Genomic DNA, 26,298 nt, shown 5'->3' on the forward strand with positions numbered 1-26,298 from the left:
TCGCGCGCGTGGAAGATGACTCGGCGCTCTCCGCGCCGCGGCCCTTTTCAGGTCGCCGTAACCGATCTACACTCCACACACCGCCACCCTACGCAGAACTCCCGGGAATCCGCGCTGATTCCCCGGAGTTTCGCGGCGCGTCGCCGTCTCAGTCGCGCGTTGCGCCCGTCACGACAGGATCAGCCACCTGCACTTCACCGCCGCGCAGCTTCGCGAGCCCGCGCATGAGGTGGTAGACGGCCACAGCGGCGATCGTTCCGAGCGCGATGCCGTTGAAGAGCACCGACCCGACCTGGAGGGTGAAGTCCGCGATCCCGACGATGAGGGGCACTGCGGCCGAGAACTGATTGATCGGCTTCGAGAAGTCGACGCCGTTATCGATCCAGATCTTCACTCCGATGAGGCCGATGAGGCCGTAGAGCGCGACCGTCACACCGGCGAGCACACCGGAGGGCACCGAGAAGATGAGCTCTCCGACCTTCGGAGAGAAGCTCAGCAGCACCGCGAAGAGCCCGGCGACCCAGTAGGCGGCAGTGGAGTAGACGCGCGTGGCGGCCATGACGCCGATGTTCTCGCCGTACGTGGTCGTGCCAGATCCTCCCCCGAACCCGGCCAGCATCGTCGACACCCCGTCGGCGAGCAGCGCGCGCCCGGTGAGCGGATCGAGATCCCGTTTCACCATGAGCCCGACACTCTTGACGTGGCCGACGTTCTCCGCGATCAGCACGAGCACGACCGGCAGGAACGCTGGGAGCAGGCCCCAGAGCGTCGGATCGGCGAACGGGTTGCCGACCGCATGGAACGACGGCAGACCGAGCCACGGGGCATCGCCGACCTTCGAGAAGTCGATCTCCCCCATGAGGGCCGCAGCGACGTAGCCGACGACCATGCCGAGCACGATGGAGAGACGGCCGAGCAGCCCGCGGAACAGCACCGTGATGAGCAGCACCGCGGTGATCGTGATGAGCGCTACCCACCCGGAGAGCTCTGTGGCGTTCCAGTTGTTCTTCACGGCGGGCGCGAGGTTGAAGCCGATGAGGGCGACGATGGCTCCCATCACCACCGGCGGCATCAGCGCGTTGATCCATCGAGAACCGAAGCGGTGCACGATCAGTCCGACGATGGCCATGAGCACGCCGATGGCGAGGATGCCGAACGATGCCCGGCCGAGATCCGGATTCTCGGGATCGCCGCCGGCGGTCGCGGCGAGAATCGGCGCGATGAACGCGAACGAGGAGCCGAGGTAGCTCGGCAGGCGATTACCGGTGATCAGCAGGAAGAGCAGCGTGCCCAGCCCTGAGAAGAAGAGCGTGGCGGTGGGGCTGAAACCCGTCAGCAGCGGCACCAGGAACGTGGCGCCGAACATGGCGACGACGTGCTGCGCTCCGAACCCGATGGTACGCAGCCAGCTCAACCGCTCCTCGGGGAGGACGATCGCTTCCGGGGCGACATGCGTGCCGTCTCCGTGCTGCTTCCAGGTCAATGCCATCGGGGCTCCTCAGGGGTTCCGGATCGCGAAGAGCCGCACGGCCACCCCTTCGAGCGCACAGCCAAGCACATATCCTAGTGCTCAGCGAGCGCTCAGCTTTCCATGGGCCGGGGTTCCCCTACGCGTCCGACCCGGCGGCGACGTACACCTTGCGAATGTGGTCGGCGACCGTCCAACGCGTCCGCGTTCCAGCGACGAGCCGCATGACGTCTCCTGCGGCCACCTCGACGACGCGACCGGACTCCTCCGGCGAACCGGGCACCTCGAGCAGCTCGATCGAAGCGCCGCCGCTCAGCACGACGAAGATCTCGTCGACCTCGGTGTCGGTGACGGTTCCGCCGCGGAGCTCCCAGATGCCGATCTCGGCGTCGCCGATGAGCCCGAGCTCCGCGATGCCCTGTTTCGGGCTGCCTGCCACGGTGTCTTCGGCGTCCACCGGATCGAGTGCGACATCGACCCGGGCGCCCTGCACGGAGACGTTGCGGCCGTCGGGAAGCAGCGCGTTCACGAGTCGAACCCGAATCCGACGGCGTCCATCGTCTTCAGGAAGAGATTCCGCTTGCCGCCGTTGTGGTCGGCGCGGTCGAAGGACCAGCGGAAGAGGTTGACGCCGATCGACGCCGCCGGCTCCGGCGGGAAGGGCAGCGGCATCTGCTTCACCATCTCGAGCTCGGTGCGCTCAGTGACGCGGCCCTCGAAGCGATCCACCATGACTTCCGCCGCGAAGTGCGTCGCGCCCACGCCGAGGCCGGTGAATCCGGACACGTACTGCACCCTGCCGCCGTGCGCCTGCCCGAAGAACGCGCAGAACCGGGTGCTCGAGTCGATCGCTCCGGCCCACCGATGGGAGAACTTGACGCCTGCGAGCTGGGGGAACGTCGTGAAGAAGTGACTCGCGAGCTTCCGATGGCTCTCCATGCGGTCTTCGTACTCCCGCTTGATGCGGCCGCCCGCGTGATACACCGCGTCGTAGCCTCCCCAGAGAATGCGGTTGTCCTTCGTGAGCCTCGAGTAGTGGAACTGGTTCGCGAGGTCTGAGAGCCCCTCTCGCCCCTCCCATCCGATCGATGCCAACTGCTCGTCGGTGAGCGGCTCCGTCATCAGCACGTAGTCGTAGACCGGAATCGTGTGGAAGCGGTAGCGCTTCAACAGTGACGGGAACACGTTGGTGCACAGCGCGACGCGCTCTGCGACGACGGCGCTGCCGTTCGCGATGGTCAGGCGAATCGGCTCTTCGGCAGAACCCTCGAGCTTCTCCACCGGGGAGCCCTCGTAGATCTCGACGCCGATCGAGGCGGCGTGCCGTGCGAGTTCGAGCGCGAGTTTCGCGGGATGGATGTTCGCATTCTCGCTCGGCGAGAACTCACCGCCGAGGAAGGTCGGCGAGGCGATGCGCCGCTGCACGGCTTCCTGATCGAGGGTGACGACGTGCTCGTCCTCGCTCTCGCCGAGCCAGTCGAGCTGGTAGGCCTCGTTCGCCACCGACAGGGCGCCGTTGCGCTCGAAGTCGACATCGAGATTGTGCTCGTTCACGAAGCGCTCGATCGCGTCGAGGTTCTCGTAGCCGATGCGACGGAGCGTGCCTGTCTCGTTCGGCCACCGCGATTCCGCGTTGGGCTCGCCGTGCGTGATGCTCGCCTCGCAGAACCCGCCGTTGCGACCGGAGGCCGCCCAGCCGACCCGAACCGCCTCGATGAGCACGACACGGCGATCCGGGTGCTCGGTCTTGAGCTTGATCGCCGTCCACAGCCCGGAGAATCCACCTCCGACCACGGCGTCGTCGACCTGCTGGTCTCCGCTGAGCTCGGGGTGCCTCGGAGCCTGCGCCTCCACGTCATCCGTCCAGAAGCAGGAGAACTTCGTGTCGGCGAGCGAGTCGTCGATCACTTTCGTGTCGGGCGTGCGGGTTTCAAAAATGGTGGGGTGCATGGATTCCTCGTCCTCGATGTCCGTCTCGATCCTCGCACACTCCGGCTGAGGTGTACACCATCATTCGTGAAGTGAATCTACGCGATCCGGCAAATTCTCACCGAATGCGCTCGATTCCGCAATCGAGATGGCAATATCACTGCGAAATCAGCAAACGCTTGCAGCAGCTCCCTGCTCAGGACCGGTCAGCCGGCGGCTTCATGATGGCACCCGTCGCGAGCCCCATCGCGAGACCGGCCGGAAGCCAGAGCCAGAACTGCGTCAGCGCGCCGAGCACCACGCCCATGATCAGCCCCATGACGAGCCCGACGATGATCTGTTTGCGTCGCGCGCCGGGCGACGGCGGCTCGGATGGCGATCTGTCGCGATCGCCTCGATCCGGGGTGTTCCTCATTCTGCAGCTCCTTCGGTTCGGGAATCAGCGCGCGCATCAGCAGCGGCTCGATCCGCCCGGTCGAGTGCTTCGAGCGCGACGATCCGATCCGCGCCAGCACCCGAACGTCGCGCCGCGTCGACGAGGCGGCCCGTTGCGCGCGCGATCTTCGCCAGACTGAGCGACGGCGCCGCCCCTGCGGCGAGCAGCACAGGTTCGACGACGTCGAGAGCGCTGGCCGGGGCACCGGGAAGAAGTTCGGCCTCCCACTCGCGCCAGGCGCGCGCGACACCCTCGACACGGTCGAACGCCTCGACTCGATCATCCGCGAGCTCGACGAGCTCTGCACCGGCGGCGTCGCTGAGCACGACGACGGTGCGCTCCGTGCTGAGCTCAGCGATCGGCGCGACCGCGTCTGCCGCACCGCCGATCCGCTCACGCAGCTCCGAACGCACTCCCTCGGGCATGGCGTCGCTCAGCGGCCAGAAGAGCTCCCGCACACCATCCTCACCCCGTTGCTTCAGGTGCCACCCCGCATCCGACCCGCCGCGCCGCACGCGCAGCGCGAGCCCGCGCCTCGCGAGATCTGAATCGCTCGTGTCGAAATAGATCGCTGAGAGCTCGTAGGTGATCGGCGCCGCGGCACGCAGCCCCGCCTCTTCGAACGCCGCATCGGGAGGCAGCAGGAGATCCGCCGCGACATCGTACTTGCGCTCGACTTCGAGCGATTGCTGACCGGCGTTCTGACTCATTCCTACAGTCTATGTCGCCGCTCTCGCACGGATCGGAGAGCCTCGTCGAACGGGTCGTCCGGCTGCTGGTGCGCCCGATGGATCGCGCATCGCGCCGGCGTTACACTGTGCGGGTGTCCGAGTCACCCGAGCCGCGAGCGACAACCGTGCCACCCGAGTTCGTCGCCGCGGTCGAGCGCGCGCGGGCCGCGTGCAGCGCGACCGCGCAACGCCTCGCGGCATCGAGGGTTCCGCGGGAGTTCTTGGCGGAGTACGTGCCACCCCGCCGCGGCTTCTTGCGCATGAAACCGGGATTGATGCGTCCGATCGGCGAGGTCTGGCGCATCGGATCGTTGCTACTCGCCGACTCGGGTTCGCTCTACGGGCTCGGACAGGCGACACGCGCCGCGGAGCGCGGGCGCCCTGGCTACCAGTCGGTCTCCCGGGAGGAGCGGCGGGAGATCGCCGCCGCCGCGCTGCGCGGCGGGTATGCCGTCGGGGAGGCCGTCAACTTCGACGCGACGCCCATCCCACTCGACGCCGATACGCCAGCGACTCATTCGGCGCTTTCGGGTGACGGACTCCTCGGCTACGCCTCCGGAGAGATCCGCGTGCGATGGAAGGCCGGCGCACCCCTCTCGGGTGCACCGGCCCTCAGCTCGTTTCTCACCGAACGCGCGGACCTGCTGATCAATCCGCCCTTCAGCGGCGGATGATCGCCCCTCGGTCGCGCCGCTCGTAGTTACTTCGCGAGGAAGCTCGCGAGCGCCGCGTTCACCTCGTTGGCATGCGTCCAGAGCAGGCCGTGCGGTGCACCCTCGACCTCGACGTAGTCGGCATCCGGCACGAGCTTCGAGAAGCGCCGGGCGGTCGCGTCGATCGGCAGGATGTTGTCGGCGGTGCCGTGGAGAATCAGGGTCGGCTTGCCACTCTCTCGTACGGCCGAGACGTCGCCGCGGAAGTCCTCGATCCAGCTCGGCACCACGGCGTACGCCGCGACCGGAGCGCTCCCGGTGGCTACGTTCCAGCTGCCCGTCACGGCCTCCTGGCTGATGCGGGAGCCGAGCGTGTCATCCAGGTTGTAGAAGTCTGAGAAGAACTGCGTGTACCAGGCGTACCGGTCGTCTTTCGCCGCTGCTGCGATCCCATCGAAGACGCTCTGGGGGACGCCCTCCGGGTTGTCGTCCGCCTGCACGAGGAAGGGCTCGAGCGAAGCGAGGAACGCGAGCTTCGCGATCCGCTCGTGACCATAGGTGCCGACATAACGCGCGAGCTCCCCGGTTCCCATGGAGAACCCGATCAGCACGACGTCGCGCAGATCGAGCGTTTCGAGCACGGTGTTGAGATCAGCGGCGAACGTGTCGTAGTCGTAGCCCGCATGCACCTTCGAGGAACCGCCGAAGCCACGGCGATCATAGGTGATGACGCGGTAACCCGAGGCGAGCAGCTCGCGAGTCTGACGCTCCCAGCTGTGCCCGTTCAGCGGGTAGCCGTGAATGAGCACGACGGGCTGACCGGATCCCTGGTCTTCGTAGTACAGATCGATGGGGGCGCTGTTCTCGGTGCCGACGGTGATGTAACCCATGATGTGCTCCTTCTTCCCGGCGAGAACGATCGTTCTCGCGCTGGTTTCACTGTACGAGAACGTACGTTCTCTGTCAAGTACACTGGTGGGATGGATGATGCAGAGGCGCGTGAGCGCATTGCCGGAGCAGCGGAGGATCTCTACTACCGCAAAGGCTTCTCCGCCGTCGGCATGGATGAGATTCGATCGAGCGCCGGTGTGTCTCTTCGTCGCCTCTATGCTCTCTTCCCATCGAAAGACGCCGTGATCACCGAGGTGCTCGCGCGCAGACACGCGCAGTGGGAGCGCGGCCTCGCCGAGCAGGTGTCGCAGGCCGGGAACGACACCCGGAGGCGCTTGCTCGCCGTATTCGACTACCTCGACGGCTGGTTTCGCGATCCAGCATTCCGCGGATGCGCGTTCATCAACGCGTTCGGCGAACTCGGCGGCACCCGATCGCACGTCGCTGCGATCGTGCGAGATCACAAGGCGTCGTTCCAGCAGTGCATGACCGAGCTCGTACGCACCGCCGGCGGCTCGGAGCTGCTCGCCGCCCAGCTCTCCATCCTCGCAGAGGGGGCGCAGAGCACTGCGGCGATCGGAGAGGATCCATCGTCCGCAGCACAGGCTCGCCTGGCGGCGGAAGTGCTCATCGCCCACGAGACGTCGCGTGAGGCGGGCGGAACGCAGGCCGAGAGCACGAGGCACGAATCGGCGGAATTTGATCCGAACAAACCGTGCGCGCCCGAATAGAACACGACCGCCTCGGATACACTGTCCCGGCGGCCCCGGCACATGACGTGCCTGTCCTGGCATCAGCTTGATGCCGCGCATGACGGTCGCGGAAAGGCTCAGATCCATGAGCACCATCAGTTCCGCACACGCCGACATCATCTGGGCGGAGGTGGAGCACGGCTTCTATGTGGGAAGCCGGAGCGGAGAATTCCTCGGCTACATCGACGTAGAGACCGAGACCCAACATATTGTCTGCGACATGTACTCCCAGCCCGTGGGCGAATACGCCTCGCTCTCAGAAGCCATGCTCGCCCTCGAAGCCCTGCACCTCTCACCAGAAGGGGCGATCACCGTTGCTTGAGCCTCAGTCCACCACCGGCGGCGTGCCCCTCCCCGACGGAGCACTCCGCTCACTCGTCTACTCGAGCGAGGCGGTCTCCCGCTTCTACCAGGCCGACCTCGATCAGCTCCTGCTCGAAGCGCGGGCGCACAACGCGGCGGCCGGCATCACCGGCATCCTGCTCTACCGGAACGATCAGTTCATCCAGTTCCTCGAGGGCCCCCCAGAAGCGGTCGACGCTCTCACCGAACGCATCCGGCGGGATGCGCGCCACACCAACGTGCGCGTGCTCATCGACGAGTTCACGCTCGAACGGCAGTTCGACGACTGGACGATGGGATACCAGCCGTTGAAGAACCAGTCGTCCTCGGCTCTTCCCGGATTCCGGGACTCATTCGCCGACATCGCCGCTGCACCCGACGAGTTCACCACCGGTCGCGCAGCGAAAGAGCTCGCCCTGTGGTTCCGCGTGCGGGCCGGAAAGCCCTCGCGGACCGCCGCCTAACCACGCCTTCCGCGGTGCGCAGCCCCTTCGAGCTTCACAGCGCGGAGGGGCTGTACTTCTGCCACGGCGCCTCCCCCGTTCCGATGCGCGCCTTCCGCTGCTCGACTGCTTCGCTGCTCGACTGCTTCGCTGCTCGACTGCTCCGCTGCTTCGCCCAGCACCTCAGCATTTCCCCCTCGCGGGGGATGTGCCCTATTCGGCGCCACCGTAGATTCGTGAGCACCACGAATGGAGGGCACATGGACGAGAACCACTCGAAACCCGCAGCGCAAGACGAGCACACCGGTCTTGCGATCGGCATGTCGCTCGGCGTGAGCCTCGGCGTCGTACTCGGAATCACGCTCGACAACCTCGCCTTGTGGTTAGGGGTCGGGATCGCACTCGGCCTTGTGGCCGGCATGTTCGTCGACGAGAACCGCAAAAAGCGCACTGCGGCGGGGCCGGTGAAAACCCTCGACGGGTCGACGTTCACGCTCATCGCGCGGAAGCACCCGGAGCCGGGACAGCGCAGCCACTACTGGTTGGGCGACAACGGCCAGGAGATCGAGCTCACCGACGCGGAAGCAGCAGAGTTGCTCTGAGCGTCTGAGCCCAGCGGGCCGCTGCGCGGTGGGCGGCCGCGCGGTGGGCGGCTGCCCGACGAGCGGCGGCCCGGCGCCCTGAGCAGCCGGGAAAGGGTGCCCCGGATAGGAATCGAACCTACGACACCTTCTTTAGGAGAGAAGTGCTCTATCCACTGAGCTACCGGGGCGCTGGGCCGGAAAGCGGCCCATGCGATTCTAGCGCACGGACGCCCTGAGAGTCCCCCGCGCCCCACCTGGGAGCGGGGTCACTCTTCGTGCGTGTCGACCATGCAACACGCACGAAGATCGACCCCCCTCGCAGATTGGAAGGGGTGCGTTCGGCTAGGCGGGCGCGAACACGCAAAACGGGCGAGGTCGAAACCCCGCCCGTTTGCACAAACGAATCGACTTAGCCGAAGCGAACCACCGTCAGGCCCGACTCGCCGCCAGGAGCGATCGGCCCGATGCGGGTGGTGCCACCCCATCCGCCGTGCACGGCCTGGCCGTTGCCGATGTAGACGCCGACGTGCTGGCCCGGGAACACGAGGATGTCGCCGGGGGCGTAGTTGCCGCTTCCCACGATCGTTCCGCCGAGCGCGGTGTACTCGTGCACCTGCGTACCGAGGTCACCAGCAGGGATACCGACAGCGCGCAGCGACTTCTCCACGAGCGCGGTGCAGTCCTGGTTCACACCGAGCTGCGCGAGCGCTGCATCGACGATGCCCTGTGCGCCGCTTCCGGCAGGAACGTCGCCGCCCTGGGGAGCGGAGGGGTCCGGAGCCGAAGCTCCTGCGGCACCCGCGGGGGCGGCTGCGGCGTTCTGGGCAGCGGCGCGATCCGCTGCCTCCTGCTTCGCCTTCGCCTCGTCTTCAGCCTTCTTGGCTGCGGCTGCCTCTTCGGCGGTCGCTGCCTCGTCGCTGCCGGCGGGCGTCTCGCCCACGGCTACGACGGTCTCGGCATTGTTCGTCTGCAGCGTCTGCGCGGCGAGGAACCCGTCGGGGAGCCCCTCGGGTGCCGGGCTCGTCGCATATGCCGGAAGCGAGAAGGTGCCGACCATGCCCAGGCTCAGTGCTGCTGCGCCGGCCATCTGTACGATCCGCTTCGCTCGCGACGGGGTCCGTCCGACGAGCTCGCTCGGAAGCACGACGTCCGTGCTGGAGTGCTGAGTCACGTGTATATCTGCCTTACTGTTGCCAACTGGTGTCTGCGTCAGGTGCAGCCCGTGCGGGCCGCGACCGTTTAAGGGTAACCGAACATCACGAATATGTCACGCTCAGGTCACGAAACCTTCAAGTACCGCTGAAACGTGCGGCAGTCGGGGCCAATGAGCGACTCACAATAGCTCGACGCCGAGAGATCGCGGCTCAGATCACACCCTGCGCCAGCATGGCGTGCGCCACCGTTTCGAACGCGGCGGAATTCGCACCGAGCACGTAGTCGCCTGGGCGCCCGTACCGCACCGATGCGTCGTACGCGGAGGCGTGAACGTCCCGCATGATGTCGCGCAGACGCGACTCGCTCTTGTCGCGATCCCACCGCGAACGCGCGGCGTTCTGGCTCATCTCGAGCGCCGACGTCGCCACCCCTCCCGCATTGGCCGCCTTGCCCGGCGCGAAGAGCACGCCGGCTTCGCGGAACAGGGCCACGGCCTCCGGTGTGGCCGGCATGTTCGCGCCCTCGGCGACCGCGCGCAGCCCTCCGGCGATGAGCGAACGCGCGTGCTCGGCGTCGAGTTCGTTCTGAGTCGCGCACGGGAATGCGAGCTCCCCCTTGACGTCCCAGACCGAACCGGTCGCGACGAAGTGCGCGCCGGGACGGCGTTCCGCGTAGACGGAGATGCGAGACCGCTCGACCTCTTTGACCTGCTTCAGCAGATCGACGTCGACGCCGGCCTCGTCCACGATGTACCCGCTCGAATCGGACGCCGTGATCGCGGTGCCGCCGAGCTGCTGAATCTTCTCGATCGCATAGGTCGCGACATTGCCCGAGCCCGAGACGACGGCGCGGCGACCCTCGATCCCGTCACCAGCGCGCAGCAGCATCTCCTCGGCGAAGAAGACCGCTCCGTAGCCCGTGGCCTCGGTGCGCACCTCGGCCCCGCCCCACCCGAGACCCTTGCCCGTCAGCACCCCGGCTTCGTAGCGCTGCGTGATGCGGCGGTACTGCCCGAAGAGGTAGCCGATCTCGCGGCCGCCGACGCCGATGTCGCCCGCCGGAATGTCGGTGTGCTCGCCGATGTGGTGCACGAGCTCGGTCATGAAGCTCTGGCAGAAGCGCATCACCTCGGCATCGCTCTTGTCGCTCGGGTCGAAGTCCGATCCTCCCTTGCCGCCGCCGATGCGCTGCGACGTGAGGGCGTTCTTGAAGATCTGCTCGAAGCCCAGGAACTTCACGACGGAGAGATTCACGCTCGGGTGGAAGCGCAGTCCCCCTTTATAGGGGCCGAGCGCGGAGTTGAACTGCACGCGATACCCGCGGTTGACGTGCACCCGACCCGCATCATCGGTCCAGGGCACCCGGAAGATGAGCTGACGTTCGGGCTCGACGAGCCGTTCCAGGATTCCCGCCTCGATGTACTCGGGGTGCTCGGCGAGTACCGGCGCGAGCGTCTCGAGCACCTCGCGCACCGCCTGCAAGAACTCGGGCTCCACAGAACTGCGCCTGCGGACGGTCTCGGCGACGGCTCGCAGGTGGGCTTCAGGGGTAAGCAACGTCAATGTCGACTCCTCGGTCTCAGCACCTTGTGGATCGGCCCGGTCTGGGCAGATCAGATTGCACCCGCATTCCGGCCGAACCGCACTGCTGCGGCGAAGGAATGAGGGGTCGTCAGATCGAGACGAAGATGTGCGCAGCGACCTCGGTCGGCAGGTCGATCGCTTCGCTCGAACCCTCGACTTCGACGTGCACGGTGTGCCCGCTGCGGCTGAAGGAGGCCCGGTTCCCGGGCAGGACGCCCGCTGCCGCGAGCTGCTCGAGCAGCTCCGGGTCGACCTGGAGGGGTTCGGCCAGTCGCTTGATGCGCGCGACGACGGCCACCTCGGGATCGATGAGCAGCTCGGTCAGCCCCGTGACTCCGGTCTGGAAGGACCCGGCGCGCACGGCGCCAAGCTCTTCGAGCCCGGGGATCGGGTTTCCGTACGGCGACTCCGTGGGATTGCCGAGGATGCCGAGCAGCTTCCGCTCGACCTGCTCGCTCATCACGTGCTCCCACCGGCACGCCTCCTCGTGGACATACGCCCACTCGAGCCCGATGACATCGGCGAGGAGTCGCTCTGCAAGACGATGCTTGCGCATCACGTGCACGGCTTTGCTCCGACCCGGGATCGTCAGTTCGAGACGGCGATCGTCCGTGACGACGACGAGGCCGTCACGCTCCATGCGCCCGACGGTCTGCGAGACGGTCGGACCCGAATGACCGAGCCGCTCGGAGATGCGCGCGCGCAGGGGGACGATCCCTTCTTCTTCGAGCTCCAGAATCGTGCGGAGATACATCTCGGTCGTGTCGATCAGGTCCGTCATCGCCGTCCTTTCGGGTCCACCGTCCAGTTTAGGGCATCCTGACCTGGCGGAGCGGGCCGCGAAGCACGCGCTCGATAGAATTGCGCTCATGGCTGACATCACGATTCCCACTGAGCTCCTGCCCGCCGACGGACGATTCGGGTGCGGCCCGTCCAAGGTGCGCGACGAGCAGCTCGCCTTCCTCGGTTCGCTGCAGCCCGGAGTTCTCGGTACCTCGCACCGCCAGGCTCCTGTGAAAGATCTCGTGGGAAGCGTCCGCTCTGGCCTCGCCGATCTGTTCCGCGCGCCGGATGGGTACGAGATCCTGCTCGCGAACGGCGGAGCGACCACGTTCTGGGATTCGGCAGTGCACTCGCTCATCGAGCACCGCAGCCAGCACCTGACCTTCGGCGAGTTCGGGGCGAAGTTCGCGAAGGCGGCGAGCTCTGCGCCGTTCCTGGCGGAGCCCGACGTGCGAGCAGCGGATGCCGGTTCGCGATCCACCGCTGAGGCAGTCGCGGGAGTCGACGTGTACGCGTACCCGCACAACGAGACCTCGACGGGCGTGATGGCCCCGGTGCAGCGAGTGGCGGGCGATCCCGGCGCCCTCACGGTGGTCGATGCGACCAGCGGCGCCGGCGGCATCGATTTCGATGCGAACGAGCTGGATGTCTACTATTTCTCCCCGCAGAAGAACTTCGCCTCGGATGGAGGAATCTGGTTCGCCCTCGTCTCCCCCGCCGCGATCGAGCGGATCGAGCGCGTCACGGCGTCAGGCCGGTACATTCCGGAGACCCTCAATCTCGCGGGTGCCATCGAGAACTCGCGGAAGAATCAGACGCTCAACACCCCGGCGCTCGCGACGCTCGGCATGATGGACGAGCAAGTGCGCTGGATCAACGCCAACGGCGGTCTCGGGTGGGCTGCCGCCCGCACCGCCGAGTCGTCCGGGGTGCTGTACGAGTGGGCCGACCGCACCTCAGTCGCGACCCCCTTCGTTTCCGATCCGGATCATCGCTCGCAGGTCGTCGTCACGATCGACTTCGATGACACCGTGGATGCCGCAGCGATCTCGAGCGCGCTCCGCGCCAATGGCGTGGTGGATACCGAGCCGTACCGCAAGCTGGGGCGCAACCAGCTGCGCATCGCGACGTTCACCGCGATCGATCCGGATGATGTGCGCGCGCTCGTCGCATCGATCGATTACGTGCTCGATCGCCTGAGCTGACGCTCGCAGACCGAAGGGCCCGGATCAAGGGGGAGTCTCCGGGCCCGACGGGAAGCGGTGGCCACGATCGCCCCGGCCGAGCCGGTGCAGAATTCGCAGCCGCGAACCCGCTTCTTGTGCGGGGCGCCAGTGCGGAGGAAGGCCGCGGACGCCCCGGTCTGTGAGTTGCTCGCCGTTGTGTGTGCTGCATCGCATAGCTTCCCCGTTCCGCCCAGCTCCCACGGGCGTCCGAGTCGGCGTTGACGCGATCTCCTCCCCCTCTGGCAGTGACTCTAGGGAGTGTGGAAGATGAGCGGAACCGGGAGAACTACGTAGTTTTGGGAAGATCTCCACCTGATCGCATACCGACGCACGCAACGCACGACGCCCTCGACCCGTATCGGGTCGAGGGCGTCGCTCACTCAGGCCGACTACTCGTCGTCGTCCTCATCATCGTCATCGTCATCGTCGTCGTCTTCGTCATCGTCGGAATCATCATCGTCGTCGACGTCATCGCTGTCCTCATCGAACAGTGCCGTGTCATCGGCATCGTCGTCGATGTCCTCATCGGAATCGTCGTCGTCAGAATCGTCGTCGTCATCCGAATCGTCGTCGTCGGAATCGTCGTCGACATCCGACTCCGCGTCGTCGGCGCCGAAGTCACCGTCGTCATCGATGTCGGCGCCATCGAGCTCGTCTTCGAAGTCGCCGTCCAGCTCGTCGCCGGCGTCGTCGAGTTCGTCGCTCTCCGCATCTGCGGCGCCATCGTCCCCCTGCTTGGCGTGCCCCTCGCGATACTGCGCGAGACGCTCCGACCACGGCACCCAATCAGGAGCGATCACCGAATCCGGCCCCGGCAGCAATTCGACCTCGAGCACCGTCACCGGCGCGTCCTCGCTCGTGCGCGCGAGGGTCGCCGCCCACCGCCATCCGGGGTAGCCCGCCAGTCGGCACTCGAAGAACAGCGTGAGCACGTGCGCTTCTTCGACCTCGTGACCGTTGTCGTCGCCGATCGACGCGGGGTCGGTGATCTCGGCGAGCGCAGCGCGCGCTTGGTCACGCGCGTCGAGGAGCACCGGATCGGGAGCGAGCCCGGACTCCGATTCGGTCTCAGACATCGAAATCATCCGCCACTCGTCGCAGCATCGTCGCGACCTTCCGCGACTGTGCGCGCTCCGGGTACTGCCCGTGCTTCAGGCGTTCGCCGAGACCATCGAGCAGTTTCACGAGATCTTCGATGATCACCGCCATCTCGTCGGCCGACTTCCTGCTGCGCTTGGCGAGGCGCGGGGTGTCGAGGACATGCACCGACAGCGCCTGGGGGCCGCGTCGCCCGTCGGCGACGCTGTACTCCAGACGTGTGCCCGCCTGGATCTCGGCATCCGCCGGCACGACCGAGGCGTGCAGGTACACCTGAGCGCCATCATCCCCCTGGATGAACCCGAAGCCCTTGTCTTCGTCGTAGAACCTGACCTTGCCGTTCGGCATGCCTCGTTCCTTTCCGTCTCGTCGAGATGCCCCGCGTTCCGCTCACGCCCGTTCGCGAGCGCGGGTTCCCGAGCATTCAGCCAATTCTAGCGGGCCATCTTGCCCTCGCGCGGAGGCCGGAACCCGATAAAATGAAGCGGATGTCCACTGAACCCAGCACGCCGTCGATCCTCGAGCGGATCCTCGCCTACGCGTCCCTTTCCATCATCGGTCTGGCGCTCCTCTCTTTCTTCGCGACCCTGATCGTCGGCCTGAACAATCGCTTCGCACTTGCGGAGGGGTTGTGGCCGATCGTCTACGGCATCTCGATGATCGGCTTGCCTGTCGGCTTCGTCCTGCTGATCGTCCTGCTGATCCTCACTCAGCGCCGCCGCCGCACAGAGACCCGAAGGCTCTCCGGCCGTTAGGTCGGATGCGCTGATGAGCGGCACACTCGCGCTCGCCTCCGCTCTCGCGGAGATGGATCGCGACACTCTCGCTGCGCTCGTGCGCAGCCGGCGCCCGCACGCACCCGCGGGCATCACCGATCCCATCGGGCTCGCCTCCGATCTCCTGAAGACGGAGTCGATCGCGCGAGCTCTGGCTCCGCTCGATCGCGCGAGCCTCGCAGCGGTGCGCGATCCGACTGGCGCCGATGCCGCACTCGTCTCCGAGCTGTCCGGAATGGGCCTGCTCGGTCGCGATGGCGGATCCGCCGTCAGTCTGCCCGAAGTCGCCGCTGCACTCAGCGACGCGCTCGACGCAGCGCACGTGGTGATCGACTCGCTCTCATCCGACCCCTTTCCTGGCGATATCAGCAGCGACGTCGACACCAGCGCCTGGTTCACCTCGGCGCTCACGGCCGTCGGGCAGGCCGCGGAGTGTCTGCGCACCCTGCGCGACCGCCCCGGCAAGTTGAACCGCTCGGGGAGCATCGCCGTCGCGACGGTCAAGCAGCTGGCGGAATCGACCGGGGTCGAACCCGACGAGGTGTCGCTCGCACTCGCCGCGCTCATGCGGGCGGGGCTGGTCACCGCGCTCACCGACGACCACCTGCTGATCACCGCCGCCGCCTCGAGCGCATGGTTGCACAGCTCGCATGTCGAACGATGGCTCTCCCTCGCGCATGCCGCCGGTTGCAGCATGCCCTCGACGCTGCGCACCGAATGGAACCGAGCAGACCAGGCGGAGATCGATCTGCGCGCGCTCGCGGCAGGGGTGCCGACGCGGTACCCCCTGTTACCCGCGACCGATCTCACGGCGGTGGACGATTTCGTGCGCGGAGCCGAATACCTGGGCTTGACGGTCGAAGGGCGCTTCACGAAGGTTGCCGACGCACTCCTCGTCGGAGAAGTCGTCACCTCCGACATTGCGCGCGCAATGCCAGAGACGGCGACGGGCGTCTACGTGCAACCCGACCTGAGCGTGGTCGTACCCGGCCCGCTGCCGCCGAAGGACGAAGCGGTGCTCGCAGCGCTCGCTCGCCCCGAGCACATCGGCGTCGCCTCGACCCGGCGGATCAGCGAGGCGTCGATCGCCGAGGCGTACGAGCGGGGCCTCTCGCCGGCCACCGCACGGGAGGCGTTCACCCGCATCTCGCTCACGGGCATCCCTCAACCCCTCGAGTACCTGCTCGACTCGTTGGGCGAGCGCGTCGGCGGCATCGTCGTCGGCGAGTACGCGGGTGACGAGGGACGCACGCGCCTCTCCTTCGCGCGGGCGGACGTCGCCGCCACGATCTCCGTGGATCGTGCGCTGCAGCACCTCCAGCTGCAGCGCTCGCGCGCGTCCGACACGGTGCTGTACTCCCGCCTGAGTGCTGACCATGTGCTCGCCGCGCTCGCCGATGCCCGGTATCACGCGTCTTCGCAGGTGGCAGCACTGCGAGATGCAGAACCCGCGGAAGTCGGCGCCATCCAGGCTGGTGCGACCGCGTCCGAGGCGGCGGGAGCGACCGCGAGCCGGCGGGCGGGTGCTGGCGAGGGACCGACGGCCCCGTTCGACGCACTGGTCGAGCGCGTCTTCACCGCTGCGCGCTCCGAGCCGGGCACGGGTGACTTCACCAGGCGACTCGAGCTCGCGATCCGCGACCGCAGCCCCGTGCGCGTGACGGCGGAGGCGCGCGGAGAGGTGCGCACGTTCACGTTGCTCCCGGTCTCGGTCAATGCCGGGCGTCTGCGCGCCGCGGATCAAGCAGCGGGTGTCGAACGCACGCTGCCCGTGAACATGATCACGGCCGTCGAACCGACCTGAACCGGCGCCCCGGCCTGATGCTCGCCTGCGCTGTTGTCTGAGACCGAACGGACTGCTCAGATCACCCGATCGTTTCCCCCGTCCACGCTGATGACGGCTCCCGTCGTCGCGTTCATTCCCTGGCAGCAGCTCAGGACCGCGTCGGCCACCATGGCGCTGGTCACCTCCAGCTGGAGGAGATTCCGTGTGCGGTACTCCGCTTCGCTGAGCCCGTACTGCTCAGCGCGGGCTCGCAGCAGTTCCGGCGTCCATATCGCCGTGTCGAAGACGGCATCTGGAGCGACCTGATTCACGCGTATGCCGTCCTCGGCCCACTCGAGCGCCGCGACGCGCGCAAACTGCGCCGCGGCTGCCTTGCTCGCCGAGTACGCTGCCGCTCCCGGACCGGGCGCTGCGACGTTCTTGGTCGAGATGAGTACTGCGCGACCGCCCCGAGGTGCGGCAGCGAGAGCGGGGTGCGCGGCACGGAACAGGCGCGCAACAGCCGTGGCGTTGATCGCGAGCGCCCGATCCCACACCTCGTCTTGCAGCTGCGCTATCGGCGCGCTCGGCGGAAAGATGCCTGCTGCGGCGACCACGATGTCGATGCCTCCGAAATCCCGGCTCGCAAGTTCGACTGCCGAATCGATCACTTCGGGGTCGCGCACGTCACCGCTCACGGCCCGCCAGGATTCATGCGACCCGTCGAGCTCCCATTCCTCCGCGATATCGATTCCAACGACCGACGCGCCCGAGGCGAGCAGCGCATTCGCGACAGCACGCCCGATTCCGGAGGCAGCACCGGTGACGAGCGCCACTTCACCGCTCAGTGGGAGGCGCCGTCGCTTCGCGAGCTTCGCCTGCTCGAGCGTCCAGTACTCGATGTCGAAGCTCTCGGACTCGGAGAGCGACTGAAATCCTCCCCGCCCGTCGGCCGCATCGACGACGTCCATCGTATGGAGCACGATATCGCTGACGACGCTGACGTCCCGCGCGGTCTCACCGGCGGCCAGCAGTCCGAGTACCGGATCGAGGACGACGCGGGGGGCGGGGTCCAGCTCGGTCACCGAGCGCTCCGCACGATCCCGATGGCGGGAGAAGTACTCCCGATACGCAGCACTGTACGCGGCGACATCGCGCCCCACGAGGGGCGTGCGCTTCGTGTAGATGACGTGTTCCGGCGTCGCAGTCCCACGGGACGCGGCCTCCAAGAGATCCGGGCGACTGCAGAATGATGCGGCGCGCTCCGAGTCGATCTGCTGCAGGAGCAGCGGGCGTCCGGCAGCACGCGAGATGGCGCTGCGGAGCGAGACGACGTCGGCGACCGCGCCTGCGCGTCCGCGCCGCGATCCGCGTTCGCCCCAGCGGTCGACGCCGAGCGCGGCCGCTGCGCGGGCGACGAGTGAGCGGTGGCGTTCGAGGGCTGCGTCGGAGTCGTCCGCGAACGTGAAGAGCCCGTGCTTGCTCAGCACGATCGCGTCGATTCCGGTGAGGTCGCTGTCGGCGACGAGACGGGCGAGCTCGAACCCCGGCTTGACGTACGGCAGCACCAGCACGCCGTGGCCCAGTGCGGCGGCGACCTCCCCCTCCACGACGTCGCGATCGGTGAGCGCGACGATGGCGTCGGCATGCGAATGGAGGACGACTCGTGCGGGGAGGTGGGCGTGCAGCAGGGCTTCGATGGACGCCGTCGGGGAATCGGCGTCGAGTGCGGCCTGGCGCAGCTCATTCACCATCGAAGCATCATCGAGCACCGGCAGTTGCAGCAGCTGGTGCAGGCGATCGCGGCGCAATCGTGCAAAGCCCGGCCCCTCGATGGTCGCAAGGTCCCAACCGCTGCCCTTGACCAGCAGCAGCTCGATCATCGCCCCAGTGACATCGGCTCCAACCGTCTTGATGGATGTGTTCCCTCCCCCGTGCAGCACGAACGCCGGGTCACTCCCCAATGCTCGGCTCACACGGACGATGTCGTCGAGATCACGTTGTTCCTCTGTCATGCTGCGGCCTCCCAGACCCCACTCATCGCCCGGAGCACCCGGTCGAACGTCTTGCCCTGCTGCTCGTAAGCGGAACGATCCGCGCCGGGGTGCACGACGAGGCGATGGTCGTGCTCGCTTCGCCAGCGATCCGGATCGACGCCGATCGCGCGCGCTGCGAGTTGGGCGACTCCACGCGCTCCGAGCTCCGTGTCGAGCTGACGGCGCATCGGCCTGCCGACGACATCGGCGAACATCTGAGCCCATCGCGGGTTCTTCGCTCCGCCTCCGGCGAGCGTCCACGGCCGCTCGGAGACGCTGGCCCCGCACCTGAGGACCTTCTCGAGCTGCACGCGGTGATACTGCGTGATGCCCTCGGCTACGGCTCGAGCGACATGGGGGAAGCCGTGGCTTCCTTTGCACCCGAGCAAGGTACCCGACGCTCCGAGATGCTCCGGCGCGCCGTGTACGAAGGGGAGGAAGAGAATGCCGTCGGCGAGCGCAGGCACCTCTCCCGCTGCGTCGAGCAACTCCCGTGGAGTCACCGGCGCAGCACTCCGCGCGCCCAGCAACTGCGCGGCCCATTCGACGCTCGCAGCGGAGGTAGGGGCGACCTCCATGGCGAGCATGTAGTCAGGATCGGGCAGCAAGGCGTTGATCGTGACATCGGGTGGCTCGCTCGTCGCGGGGACGACGACCGCGTTGATCGCCCAGGTGCCCACGATGACGGTGACGTCGCCCGGATCTGATGAGCCGGCTCCGATCGGGCTCGCAACGCAGTCCATGCATCCGGCGACCACGGGAATTCCCTCCGGCAGACCGGTGATCTCGGCCGCCCGTGCCGTGACCGCTCCGACGACCTCGTCGGAGGGGCGAGGTTCGGGAAGCAGGCGCCAGAGCGAGGCGGGTAGTCCCAGCATGTCGAACACTGCGGGCTCGTAGACGCGGGAGCTCAGATTCACCAAACCGCAGCCCGACGCGTCAGACAGGTCCGCACTCGGCGCGCCGGTGAGGGAGGCCGTGAGCCAGTCCTTGCAGCTGAAGGCCCACGCCGCACGTTCGAGCGACTCGGGTTCGTGCTCGTGCAACCAGCGCACCAGCACCCCCAGCTGCCCGGTCCAGGGTATCGACCCTGTGAGGCGACGACACTGTTCCACTTCATCGGAGTCGAGGCTGGCGACGATTCGTCCTGCCCGACTGTCGGTCGAAGCGATCGCCGCACGAACTGGGCGCAGATCGTCGTCAGCGAGATACAGGCCATTGCCGTGCCCCGTCGCGCCGACCGCCGCGACGCTCCACCCCGCTGCCGAGAGGTGGGCGTTCAACTGACGCAGCACGCCGGACACCACCTCCCATAGCGCCTCCATGTCGATCTCCTGGCGCTCGCGCGACACGGCGACCCTGGGGTTCGGGGCGGCGAAGGTGCAGATCTCATTCCCCGCATCGTCGAATGCCGCTGCTTTCGCCGTCGTCAATCCGACATCGATACCCACTACGCAGATCTTCATTGACCCGACCGCTTCCTACTCGACGTGTTCTCTGCTGGGCGCGCCCAGGCGTCTGCCTCGCGGGGAGAACCGCTGCATTGACCGAAGATAGTCGTCCAGTTCGCGAGCGGCTCGTTCCGGCGCCCAACCTGCGTGTTCGACGAGCACCTCGGCGGCCGCGCCAGCGGCGCCCATGCCGACATCCGCATTCAGTGCGATCGTGGTGCGGCGCAGGAGCACATCCTCCAATGTGAATGCGCCTTCCTCCTGTACCGCATAGACGACCTCCGCTGCGATGGCGCCGCTCAATGGGTCGATGCATCGTGCGAGTACCGGATCGGCCTCTGCGATTGCGGCCACCTCCCACGCCATTGCCCCGTAGACATCGGTGAGGCGTGCAATCGCCGTCGCGGGGAGCGCGGTGCGCGCAGTCAGCCCTGCCCGGAGGCGCTCCGCGCCGTTCGGAGGGACTCCGGGGAGCATGGCCGTCTTGGTGCCGGACGGACGGTGGCGCATGCCGAACGCCGATTCGACGCGGCGCAGCACCTGCTCCCCGAGCGCCCGATGCGTGGTGTACTTCCCGCCGATCACACTCATCAGCCCTCGCGCCGAACCGTCGTGCACGGTGACGTCGCTGTCTCGGGTGACCGAGGCCGGGTCCGCCGTCCCTCCGGAGAACGGAAGCGGACGGACACCGGAGTACGACCAGAGCACGTCGGCGGGGCTGAGCTCCGCGTCGGGGATCAGCGTATTGACGGCGCGCAGCAGGTAATCGATCTCATCGTCGTCGACGACGATGTCATCGAGGTCGCCGGAGAACGGCAGGTCGGTGGTGCCGATCATGAACTTTCCGTCGCGCCATGGCAGTACGAACATGGGCCGCTGGTCGTCCGGTGACTCGAAGAAGATGCACGTCTGCGGCGCAGCGGGAAAGCGATCCACCACGAGGTGGCTCCCCTTGGTCGGCCCGATGCGTCGCTGGTGATTCCCCTCCAACGCCAGCACATCGTCGACCCACGGCCCGGCGCAGTTGATGACGAGCGGAGCACTCAGCTGCCGCTCCTGCGAAGTCTCACGGTCTCGATAGACGACCCCGGCGATTTCGTCTTTCCCGTGCAGCAACGACAGGACGGGGGTGTGGGTGAGGATCACCGCTCCGTGCCGGTAGGCGTCGATCGCGAGTTCGACCGCGAATCGCTCGGTGACGGGCACATGCGCGTCCTGGAAGAGTCCGCCCCACCGCACACCGCCTGCCGCGACTGTCGGCCAGTCGCGGCGCATTCGCTTGGAGAGGACGATCCGGTTCGGCGGCAGCCGCTTGCCCACTGAGAGGACATCGTGCAGTATCAAGCCGCACGACAGCAGCCATCCCGGTCGCGATGCCCCCCGTGAGAACGGGATGAGCATCGGGTAGGGGTGCACCAGGTGCGGGGCGGTGCGGAGCAGAATGTTCCGTTCGCGAATCGATTCGAATACCAGAGGAATCTCGAGTCGCTCGAGATACTTGAGACCGCCGTGAATGAGTCGCGTTGAGATCGCGGACGTGCGGGCCGCGATGTCGTCCTGATCGATCATGACGACTCGGAGACCGCGGCGAGCGATCTCCCGGGTGATGGCGAGACCGTTGATACCGGCTCCGACGACGACGACATCGGCGGCGGCGGGTGCGGCGGAGCTTCGGAGGACGGGCATGAGTTCCCTTTCGCGGTTCCCAGCGCTGAGCGCTCGGGAACCGGTGTCAGTGTGCGAGTGTCTGGAAGAGTTCGAATGCCTCGGCGTCGGTCATCCCGTCGTGCACGACGCCGCGCACCGCTGAGAGCATCGCGGCGGGATGCTCGGACTGGAAGACGTTGCGGCCCATGTCGACGCCGGCGGCGCCCTCCTGCATTGCGCGGTAGGCGATGCGCAGCGCCTCCTGCTCCTCGACCTTCTTGCCACCGGCGATGACGATGGGAACCGGGCATGCGCTCGTGATCGTCTCGAAGCCCTCCTCGACGTAGTAGGTCTTCACGAATGCGGCGCCGAGTTCGGCGGCGATCCGGGTCGAGAGTCTGAAGTAGCGCGCATCTCGCACCATGTCTCGGCCGACCGCGGTCACGGCGAGCACCGGTATCCCCGTCGCCTGTCCCTGGTCCACGAGCGTCGTGAGATTCTTGATGGACTGCGTCTCGTGCTCTCCACCGACGAACACCTGCACGGCGAGCGCGGCTGCATCCAGCCTGACAGCGTCATCGATGGACACCGCGATCTGTTCGTCCGACAGATCTTTGAGCACGCTCGGGCCGCCCGAAGCGCGGAGCACCACGCCCTTTCCGCTCTCCGCCGGGATCGTCGTCCGCAAGGCTCCGCGCGTGCACATCAGGGCGTCGGCCTGCGGCACGAGAGGCAGGATGGAACGGTCGAGACGTTCCAAACCCGATGTCGGGCCCTGGAAGTACCCGTGGTCGAACGCCAGCATGACGGTTTTGCCGTCCCTCGGATCGAACACCCGGGAGAGGCGGGCCCGCATTCCCCAGTCCTGCCCGGCCAGGCCCTTGAGATGGAAGCCCGCCGGGACCGGAGCGCCCGCCGAGTAGTCAGTGCCTTCGCGGAGGTCGTCGAGATCAGCCATGGAGTTTCTCCTTCTGTGGTGAATGGTCGGTCGTGTCAGCAACGAGATCGCGCTCGGAGCCGGAATGGGTGGTATCAGCAGGGACGGAGAGGGGTTCCGCGGATCGGTTGCCCGAGAGACTCGCCGCGAACCGTCGTGTCGTCGAGCGGGCGGTTCCTGTCGCGGTCGAAGCGATCACGACGACCAGTACGACGAGTACCCCCTTGAGCACGTTCTGGGCACCGACGGACCAGCCGACGAGGTTGAGCAGCCCGGAGAGCAGCACGAAGAACAGTGCTCCGGTCCAGGTGCCGATGACCACGGGCCGACCGCCGGCGATGAGCGTGCCGCCGATCACGACGACGGCGATCGAGTCGAGCATGTACGAGGTGCCGAGTACGGTGCTCGGTGAGATGAACGCCGCGAGGAGTCCGCCGACGGTGCCCGCGAGGCCGGCACTCAGCAGATACGCCGCCGCGGTGACGAGACGCGCGGGCAACCCGGCGCGTTCAGCGGCACGGGCGCTCTGCCCGACGGCGATCACCGAGAGACCGAGGCGTGTGCGGCGCAGCAGAAACCAGATGAATGCGGAGAAGCCGACGACGATCATGGCGAGTACCGGCACTCCGAGCGCCTTCGCGTTGACGAACGCGCGCAGCGATGCATCGGCGCCGCCCCTGGCCGCGTCCGCGAGGAGCAGGGTCGCGCTCGTCACGATCAAGCTGGTCGCCAGCGTCGCGATGATCGGCGGGACTCGCAGCAGTAGGATCGCGATGACGCTGACCGCACCGGCCGCGATCCCGGCAGCACCGGCGGCCGCGACTCCCGCGAGCGGTCCGGCTGTCGCACCGATCGCCACGGACACGTAGGAACTCATCGAGATGATCGTTCCGACCGAGACGTCGATGTTGCCCGGTCCGAGCGTGATCACGAGCATCTGCCCGAGCGCCACGAGCACGAGGAACGGGGCGAGGGAGAGCGCCTGCATCATCGGATCGAGCGGCGCTCCCGGTCGCACGCTCATGATGATCCCCCAGACCACGAGCACTCCGATGAGCGACCATCCCCAGGCGGGCCATCGGAGCACCGGGCTCTTGCGCTCACCAGCGGTTGCAGTGCCGGTCGCAGGGACGCGTCGGGTCAGGCGCAGATTCATCGGGCGAGCCTCTCCGTGATGATGCGGCCGGCGAGCACGGCGAGCACGATGGCTCCCTGAGCCGCCGACTGCAGGCTGGAAGGAAGATTGATCAGACTGAGCAGCACGGTGATCATTCCGAGGGTGATGGCGCCGAGCGTGGTGCCGATGGGGAGCGCTCGGCCTCCCGAGAACGATCCCCCGCCCAGAATCACTGCCGCGATCGTCATGAGCGTGAACTCGCTGGCCGCGTTGATGTCGCCTGACCACGTTTGCGAGGCGAGCAGCAGGCCGGCGAACACCATCATCACGGCGGCGAGCACATAGGCGAGCACGCGTGTAGCGACCAGGGAGACGCCGGCCTTCTCGAGGGTCGCCGCCTGGGATCCGAGGGCTCGGATCCGCGTTCCGAACTTCGCGCGCCGGGTGAGCACCCAGCCGAGCAGCGTCGCCACGACGATGAATAGCACGGGCGCGGGTATCCAGCTCGGCCGCCACTGGGAGAGCGCGGCGAGCCATCCCGGAGTGGTGCCGCCCGGCGTCGGGCTGAGGGAGAGACCGATGCCGAGCCACACGAACGACATGCCGAGTGTGACGATGATCGACGGCACGCCCCGACGCTGCACGACAGCGGCGATCACGGCGTAGACCGCGAAGACGGCGAGCACCGAGAGCACCGCGAGCACCGGATGCTCGGTCAGCAATCTCGCGGCGATGACGGTGACGAGACCGACGAGGTATCCGACGCCCAGATCGATGTCACCGACACTCATGATGATCATCTGGGCCTGGGCCGCGAAGACGAGCGGCACCGACGACATGAGCGTCAGCGTGAGGCCGGGCACGCTGAGTACGCCGGGTTGCAGCACCACGGTGAGAATGAAGATGCCGACGAGGGCAACGAGGGCGAGCAGCGCCGGCGACCCGTTCCTGGCGCCCGCGCGCAGCCGTTCCTTGCTCGATGGCACGAGTACCGTCGTCTGAGTCATCTCTGCTCCTCTGAGCTGCGGGGATCTGCACCGAAGGAATCGGCGATGATGCGTTCCTCGGTGATCTCGGTGTCCGTGATCTCGCTGACGATCGCGCCCGACCGGAAGACGTAGACCCGATCGCAGTGGGCCATCTCACCGTTCTCCGTCGAATACCAGACGATCGAGCGTCCGCGGGAAGCTTCCACTCTCATGAGCGCATAGAGCTCGTTCTTCGTCTTGACGTCGACTCCGCGGAACGGGTCATCGAGGAGCACGAGCGGTGCATCGCTCGCAAAGGCTCGTGCGACCAGCACCTTTTGCTGATTGCCGCCGGACAGCGCGGTGATCGAAGCGCGGGAGCCGCCCTTCACGTGCAGCCGCTGCACCCAGTCCTCTGCGACGGACTTCCGCTCAGCGGCTGAGATCACGCCGAATGTCGAGAGTTCGCGAGTGGCCGATATCGTCACGTTCTCGGCCACAGACCACAGCGGGAAGACTCCGCTCGACTGCCGATCTCCGGGGACATAGGCGCGGCGCGCTGCGACGGCGATGCCCCGCCCTCCCGACCACAGGCGGTGGAGCAGGCGCTCCTGCCCATGCCCGGCGAGACCGGCGAGACCGACGATCTCGCCGCTGGCGACGGAGAACGGAAGCTCGAACGCTTGGGTGGCAGCAACTTCCCGGCGAGTGAAAGCACCACCGGAGTCGGCGTCTTCGATCCGGTGCATCGTCGCCGTGTCGGCTCGTACCTCGCCGCCCATCGCGACGAGCAGCCGTTCTTCGCTGGTGTCGCCCGTCTCGACGATCTCGACGACGCGGCCGTCGCGCATCACGGCGATGCGATCGGTGTGCTCCAGAACCTCCTGCATTCGGTGGGAGATGAGCACCATCCCCACTCCTCGCGCCGCAAGCTCGCGCAAAGCGCGGTACATCTGCCTGGTCGCATCGAGGCTCAGTGATTCGGTCGGCTCGTCGAGGATGAGCAGGGTGAGATTGGGCGTGCAGAGCGCGCGCGCGATCTCCACCATCTGGCGTTGCGGCATGGGAAGGTCGCCGGCGAGCCGCATGATGTTGATCCCGTGATCGGGGAACACGTGGTCGAGGGTCTCGACGAGCACGCGCTCCGCTCGGGCACGCCAGCGCAAGCCCGTCGCGGTCGGGCTCGAGAGAGCGATGTTCTCACTGATCGTGAGGTCGGGGCACAGTGCGAGTTCTTGGTACACCATGCGCACTCCATTGCGCTCCGCAGTCCGCTGATTCCACGGACCTCCCCCGTGCCAGTCGATCTGCCCGGCATCGGCGGCCTCACGCCCGGCGAGGGCGCGCATGAGCGTGCTCTTGCCCGCTCCGTTGTGGCCGACCAGGCCGAGAATCTCGCCCGCGGCGACGGAGACATCGACGCTGCTGAGTGCGTGGGTGCTGCCGTAGCGCTTGGAGAGGCCAGTCGCTTTCACGAGCGTCTTCCCGTACGCCGGGACTGGTCTGGCCGTCTGCTGGAGCATGGTC

General features: G+C 67.1%; 26 protein-coding genes and 1 tRNA gene. 8 read left to right on the forward strand and 19 right to left on the reverse strand.

Annotated features, from left to right (window positions below; all coding sequences use genetic code 11):
- Positions 1-148: 148 nt before the first annotated feature.
- From JE033_RS05420 to JE033_RS05440, 5 genes are all read right to left on the reverse strand, one after another.
- A complete protein-coding gene (locus tag JE033_RS05420) occupies positions 149-1,489 on the reverse strand; it encodes a uracil-xanthine permease family protein (protein ID WP_090146907.1) in 1,341 nt (446 codons plus the stop codon).
- A gap of 118 nt (positions 1,490-1,607) precedes the next feature.
- Entirely contained in the window at positions 1,608-1,997 is a 390-nt protein-coding gene (locus JE033_RS05425; protein ID WP_200329945.1) for a cupin domain-containing protein, read from the reverse strand.
- Complete coding sequence (locus tag JE033_RS05430; RefSeq protein WP_200329948.1) at positions 1,994-3,418, reverse strand: FAD-binding oxidoreductase; 1,425 nt, start codon at positions 3,416-3,418, stop codon at positions 1,994-1,996. Before JE033_RS05430 ends, JE033_RS05425 begins: the two co-directional genes overlap by 4 nt.
- A gap of 175 nt (positions 3,419-3,593) precedes the next feature.
- On the reverse strand, positions 3,594-3,812 hold the full coding sequence (locus JE033_RS05435) for an HPP family protein (RefSeq protein WP_200329950.1): 219 nt from the start codon (positions 3,810-3,812) through the stop codon (positions 3,594-3,596).
- A complete protein-coding gene (locus tag JE033_RS05440) occupies positions 3,809-4,543 on the reverse strand; it encodes a CYTH domain-containing protein (RefSeq protein WP_200329952.1) in 735 nt (244 codons plus the stop codon). The genes JE033_RS05435 and JE033_RS05440 overlap by 4 nt, the downstream gene beginning before the upstream one ends.
- Before the next feature lie 113 nt (positions 4,544-4,656).
- Between JE033_RS05440 and JE033_RS05445 the strand changes: the two genes are divergently transcribed.
- Entirely contained in the window at positions 4,657-5,238 is a 582-nt protein-coding gene (locus JE033_RS05445) for a hypothetical protein (RefSeq protein WP_234037101.1), read from the forward strand.
- A gap of 26 nt (positions 5,239-5,264) precedes the next feature.
- On the opposite strand, the gene JE033_RS05450 is transcribed toward JE033_RS05445, so the two are convergent.
- A complete protein-coding gene (locus JE033_RS05450; RefSeq protein ID WP_200329954.1) occupies positions 5,265-6,107 on the reverse strand; it encodes an alpha/beta fold hydrolase in 843 nt (280 codons plus the stop codon).
- A gap of 90 nt (positions 6,108-6,197) precedes the next feature.
- On the opposite strand from JE033_RS05450, the gene JE033_RS05455 reads away from it, so the two are divergent.
- The 4 genes from JE033_RS05455 (at position 6,198) to JE033_RS05470 (ending at position 8,247) form a co-directional block, all read left to right on the forward strand.
- Positions 6,198-6,839 (forward strand): TetR/AcrR family transcriptional regulator, encoded by a 642-nt coding sequence (locus tag JE033_RS05455; protein WP_200329956.1) that lies wholly within the window; start codon positions 6,198-6,200, stop codon positions 6,837-6,839.
- A gap of 106 nt (positions 6,840-6,945) precedes the next feature.
- Positions 6,946-7,182: a hypothetical protein gene (locus JE033_RS05460; RefSeq protein ID WP_200329958.1), complete on the forward strand. Its 237-nt coding sequence runs from the start codon at positions 6,946-6,948 to the stop codon at positions 7,180-7,182.
- Positions 7,175-7,666: a BLUF domain-containing protein gene (locus JE033_RS05465; protein ID WP_234037102.1), complete on the forward strand. Its 492-nt coding sequence runs from the start codon at positions 7,175-7,177 to the stop codon at positions 7,664-7,666. Before JE033_RS05460 ends, JE033_RS05465 begins: the two co-directional genes overlap by 8 nt.
- 239 nt (positions 7,667-7,905) lie before the next feature.
- Complete coding sequence (locus JE033_RS05470) at positions 7,906-8,247, forward strand: hypothetical protein (protein ID WP_200329960.1); 342 nt, start codon at positions 7,906-7,908, stop codon at positions 8,245-8,247.
- Positions 8,248-8,344: 97 nt separating this feature from the next.
- On the opposite strand, the gene JE033_RS05475 is transcribed toward JE033_RS05470, so the two are convergent.
- The 4 genes from JE033_RS05475 to JE033_RS05490 form a co-directional block, all read right to left on the reverse strand.
- Positions 8,345-8,417, reverse strand: a tRNA-Arg gene (locus tag JE033_RS05475).
- A 221-nt stretch (positions 8,418-8,638) separates the two neighbouring features.
- The gene (locus tag JE033_RS05480; RefSeq protein ID WP_336661270.1) at positions 8,639-9,400 is read right to left on the reverse strand and encodes an NlpC/P60 family protein; all 762 of its coding nucleotides are present in this window, start codon (positions 9,398-9,400) and stop codon (positions 8,639-8,641) included.
- A 193-nt stretch (positions 9,401-9,593) separates the two neighbouring features.
- On the reverse strand, positions 9,594-10,946 hold the full coding sequence (gdhA, locus tag JE033_RS05485) for an NADP-specific glutamate dehydrogenase (RefSeq protein WP_200329962.1): 1,353 nt from the start codon (positions 10,944-10,946) through the stop codon (positions 9,594-9,596).
- Between the two features lie 109 nt (positions 10,947-11,055).
- Positions 11,056-11,748, reverse strand: a complete 693-nt coding sequence (locus JE033_RS05490) for a metal-dependent transcriptional regulator (RefSeq protein ID WP_200329964.1) — start codon at positions 11,746-11,748, stop codon at positions 11,056-11,058.
- Positions 11,749-11,836: 88 nt separating this feature from the next.
- On the opposite strand from JE033_RS05490, the gene serC reads away from it, so the two are divergent.
- Positions 11,837-12,955 (forward strand): phosphoserine transaminase, encoded by a 1,119-nt coding sequence (gene serC / locus JE033_RS05495; RefSeq protein WP_200329967.1) that lies wholly within the window; start codon positions 11,837-11,839, stop codon positions 12,953-12,955.
- 410 nt (positions 12,956-13,365) lie between these two features.
- On the opposite strand, the gene JE033_RS05500 is transcribed toward serC, so the two are convergent.
- Positions 13,366-14,052 (reverse strand): DUF3027 domain-containing protein, encoded by a 687-nt coding sequence (locus JE033_RS05500; protein WP_200329969.1) that lies wholly within the window; start codon positions 14,050-14,052, stop codon positions 13,366-13,368.
- On the reverse strand, positions 14,045-14,422 hold the full coding sequence (locus tag JE033_RS05505) for a cold-shock protein (protein WP_090146876.1): 378 nt from the start codon (positions 14,420-14,422) through the stop codon (positions 14,045-14,047). Before JE033_RS05505 ends, JE033_RS05500 begins: the two co-directional genes overlap by 8 nt.
- A gap of 140 nt (positions 14,423-14,562) precedes the next feature.
- Here JE033_RS05505 and JE033_RS05510 point away from each other — a divergent pair, with 140 nt between their 5' ends.
- Positions 14,563-14,829, forward strand: coding sequence for a hypothetical protein (locus tag JE033_RS05510; protein WP_090146874.1), 267 nt, complete (start codon positions 14,563-14,565; stop codon positions 14,827-14,829).
- Positions 14,830-14,842: 13 nt separating this feature from the next.
- On the forward strand, positions 14,843-16,654 hold the full coding sequence (locus JE033_RS05515; RefSeq protein ID WP_200329971.1) for a helicase-associated domain-containing protein: 1,812 nt from the start codon (positions 14,843-14,845) through the stop codon (positions 16,652-16,654).
- Positions 16,655-16,710: 56 nt separating this feature from the next.
- Here JE033_RS05515 and JE033_RS05520 read toward each other — a convergent pair whose 3' ends face one another.
- The 7 genes from JE033_RS05520 to JE033_RS05550 are packed head-to-tail and all read right to left on the reverse strand — an operon-like array spanning position 16,711 to position 26,294.
- Positions 16,711-18,630 carry an SDR family NAD(P)-dependent oxidoreductase gene (locus tag JE033_RS05520; protein WP_200329973.1) on the reverse strand — a complete coding sequence of 640 codons (1,920 nt, stop codon included), beginning with the start codon at positions 18,628-18,630 and terminating at the stop codon, positions 16,711-16,713.
- Positions 18,627-20,117 carry an FGGY-family carbohydrate kinase gene (locus tag JE033_RS05525; RefSeq protein WP_200329975.1) on the reverse strand — a complete coding sequence of 497 codons (1,491 nt, stop codon included), beginning with the start codon at positions 20,115-20,117 and terminating at the stop codon, positions 18,627-18,629. Before JE033_RS05525 ends, JE033_RS05520 begins: the two co-directional genes overlap by 4 nt.
- A gap of 15 nt (positions 20,118-20,132) precedes the next feature.
- Entirely contained in the window at positions 20,133-21,788 is a 1,656-nt protein-coding gene (locus JE033_RS05530) for a glycerol-3-phosphate dehydrogenase/oxidase (protein ID WP_200329978.1), read from the reverse strand.
- Positions 21,789-21,834: 46 nt separating this feature from the next.
- The gene (gene lsrF / locus JE033_RS05535) at positions 21,835-22,707 is read right to left on the reverse strand and encodes a 3-hydroxy-5-phosphonooxypentane-2,4-dione thiolase (RefSeq protein ID WP_090146864.1); all 873 of its coding nucleotides are present in this window, start codon (positions 22,705-22,707) and stop codon (positions 21,835-21,837) included.
- Positions 22,700-23,842: an ABC transporter permease gene (locus tag JE033_RS05540; protein WP_200329980.1), complete on the reverse strand. Its 1,143-nt coding sequence runs from the start codon at positions 23,840-23,842 to the stop codon at positions 22,700-22,702. Before JE033_RS05540 ends, lsrF begins: the two co-directional genes overlap by 8 nt.
- The gene (locus JE033_RS05545) at positions 23,839-24,810 is read right to left on the reverse strand and encodes an ABC transporter permease (RefSeq protein ID WP_090146860.1); all 972 of its coding nucleotides are present in this window, start codon (positions 24,808-24,810) and stop codon (positions 23,839-23,841) included. The genes JE033_RS05540 and JE033_RS05545 overlap by 4 nt, the downstream gene beginning before the upstream one ends.
- The gene (locus JE033_RS05550; protein WP_200329982.1) at positions 24,807-26,294 is read right to left on the reverse strand and encodes a sugar ABC transporter ATP-binding protein; all 1,488 of its coding nucleotides are present in this window, start codon (positions 26,292-26,294) and stop codon (positions 24,807-24,809) included. Before JE033_RS05550 ends, JE033_RS05545 begins: the two co-directional genes overlap by 4 nt.
- Between the last annotated feature and the right edge of the window lie 4 nt (positions 26,295-26,298).

Source organism: Leucobacter sp. L43, from assembly GCF_016597785.1.
In the GTDB taxonomy this organism is placed as follows: domain Bacteria; phylum Actinomycetota; class Actinomycetes; order Actinomycetales; family Microbacteriaceae; genus Leucobacter; species Leucobacter alluvii.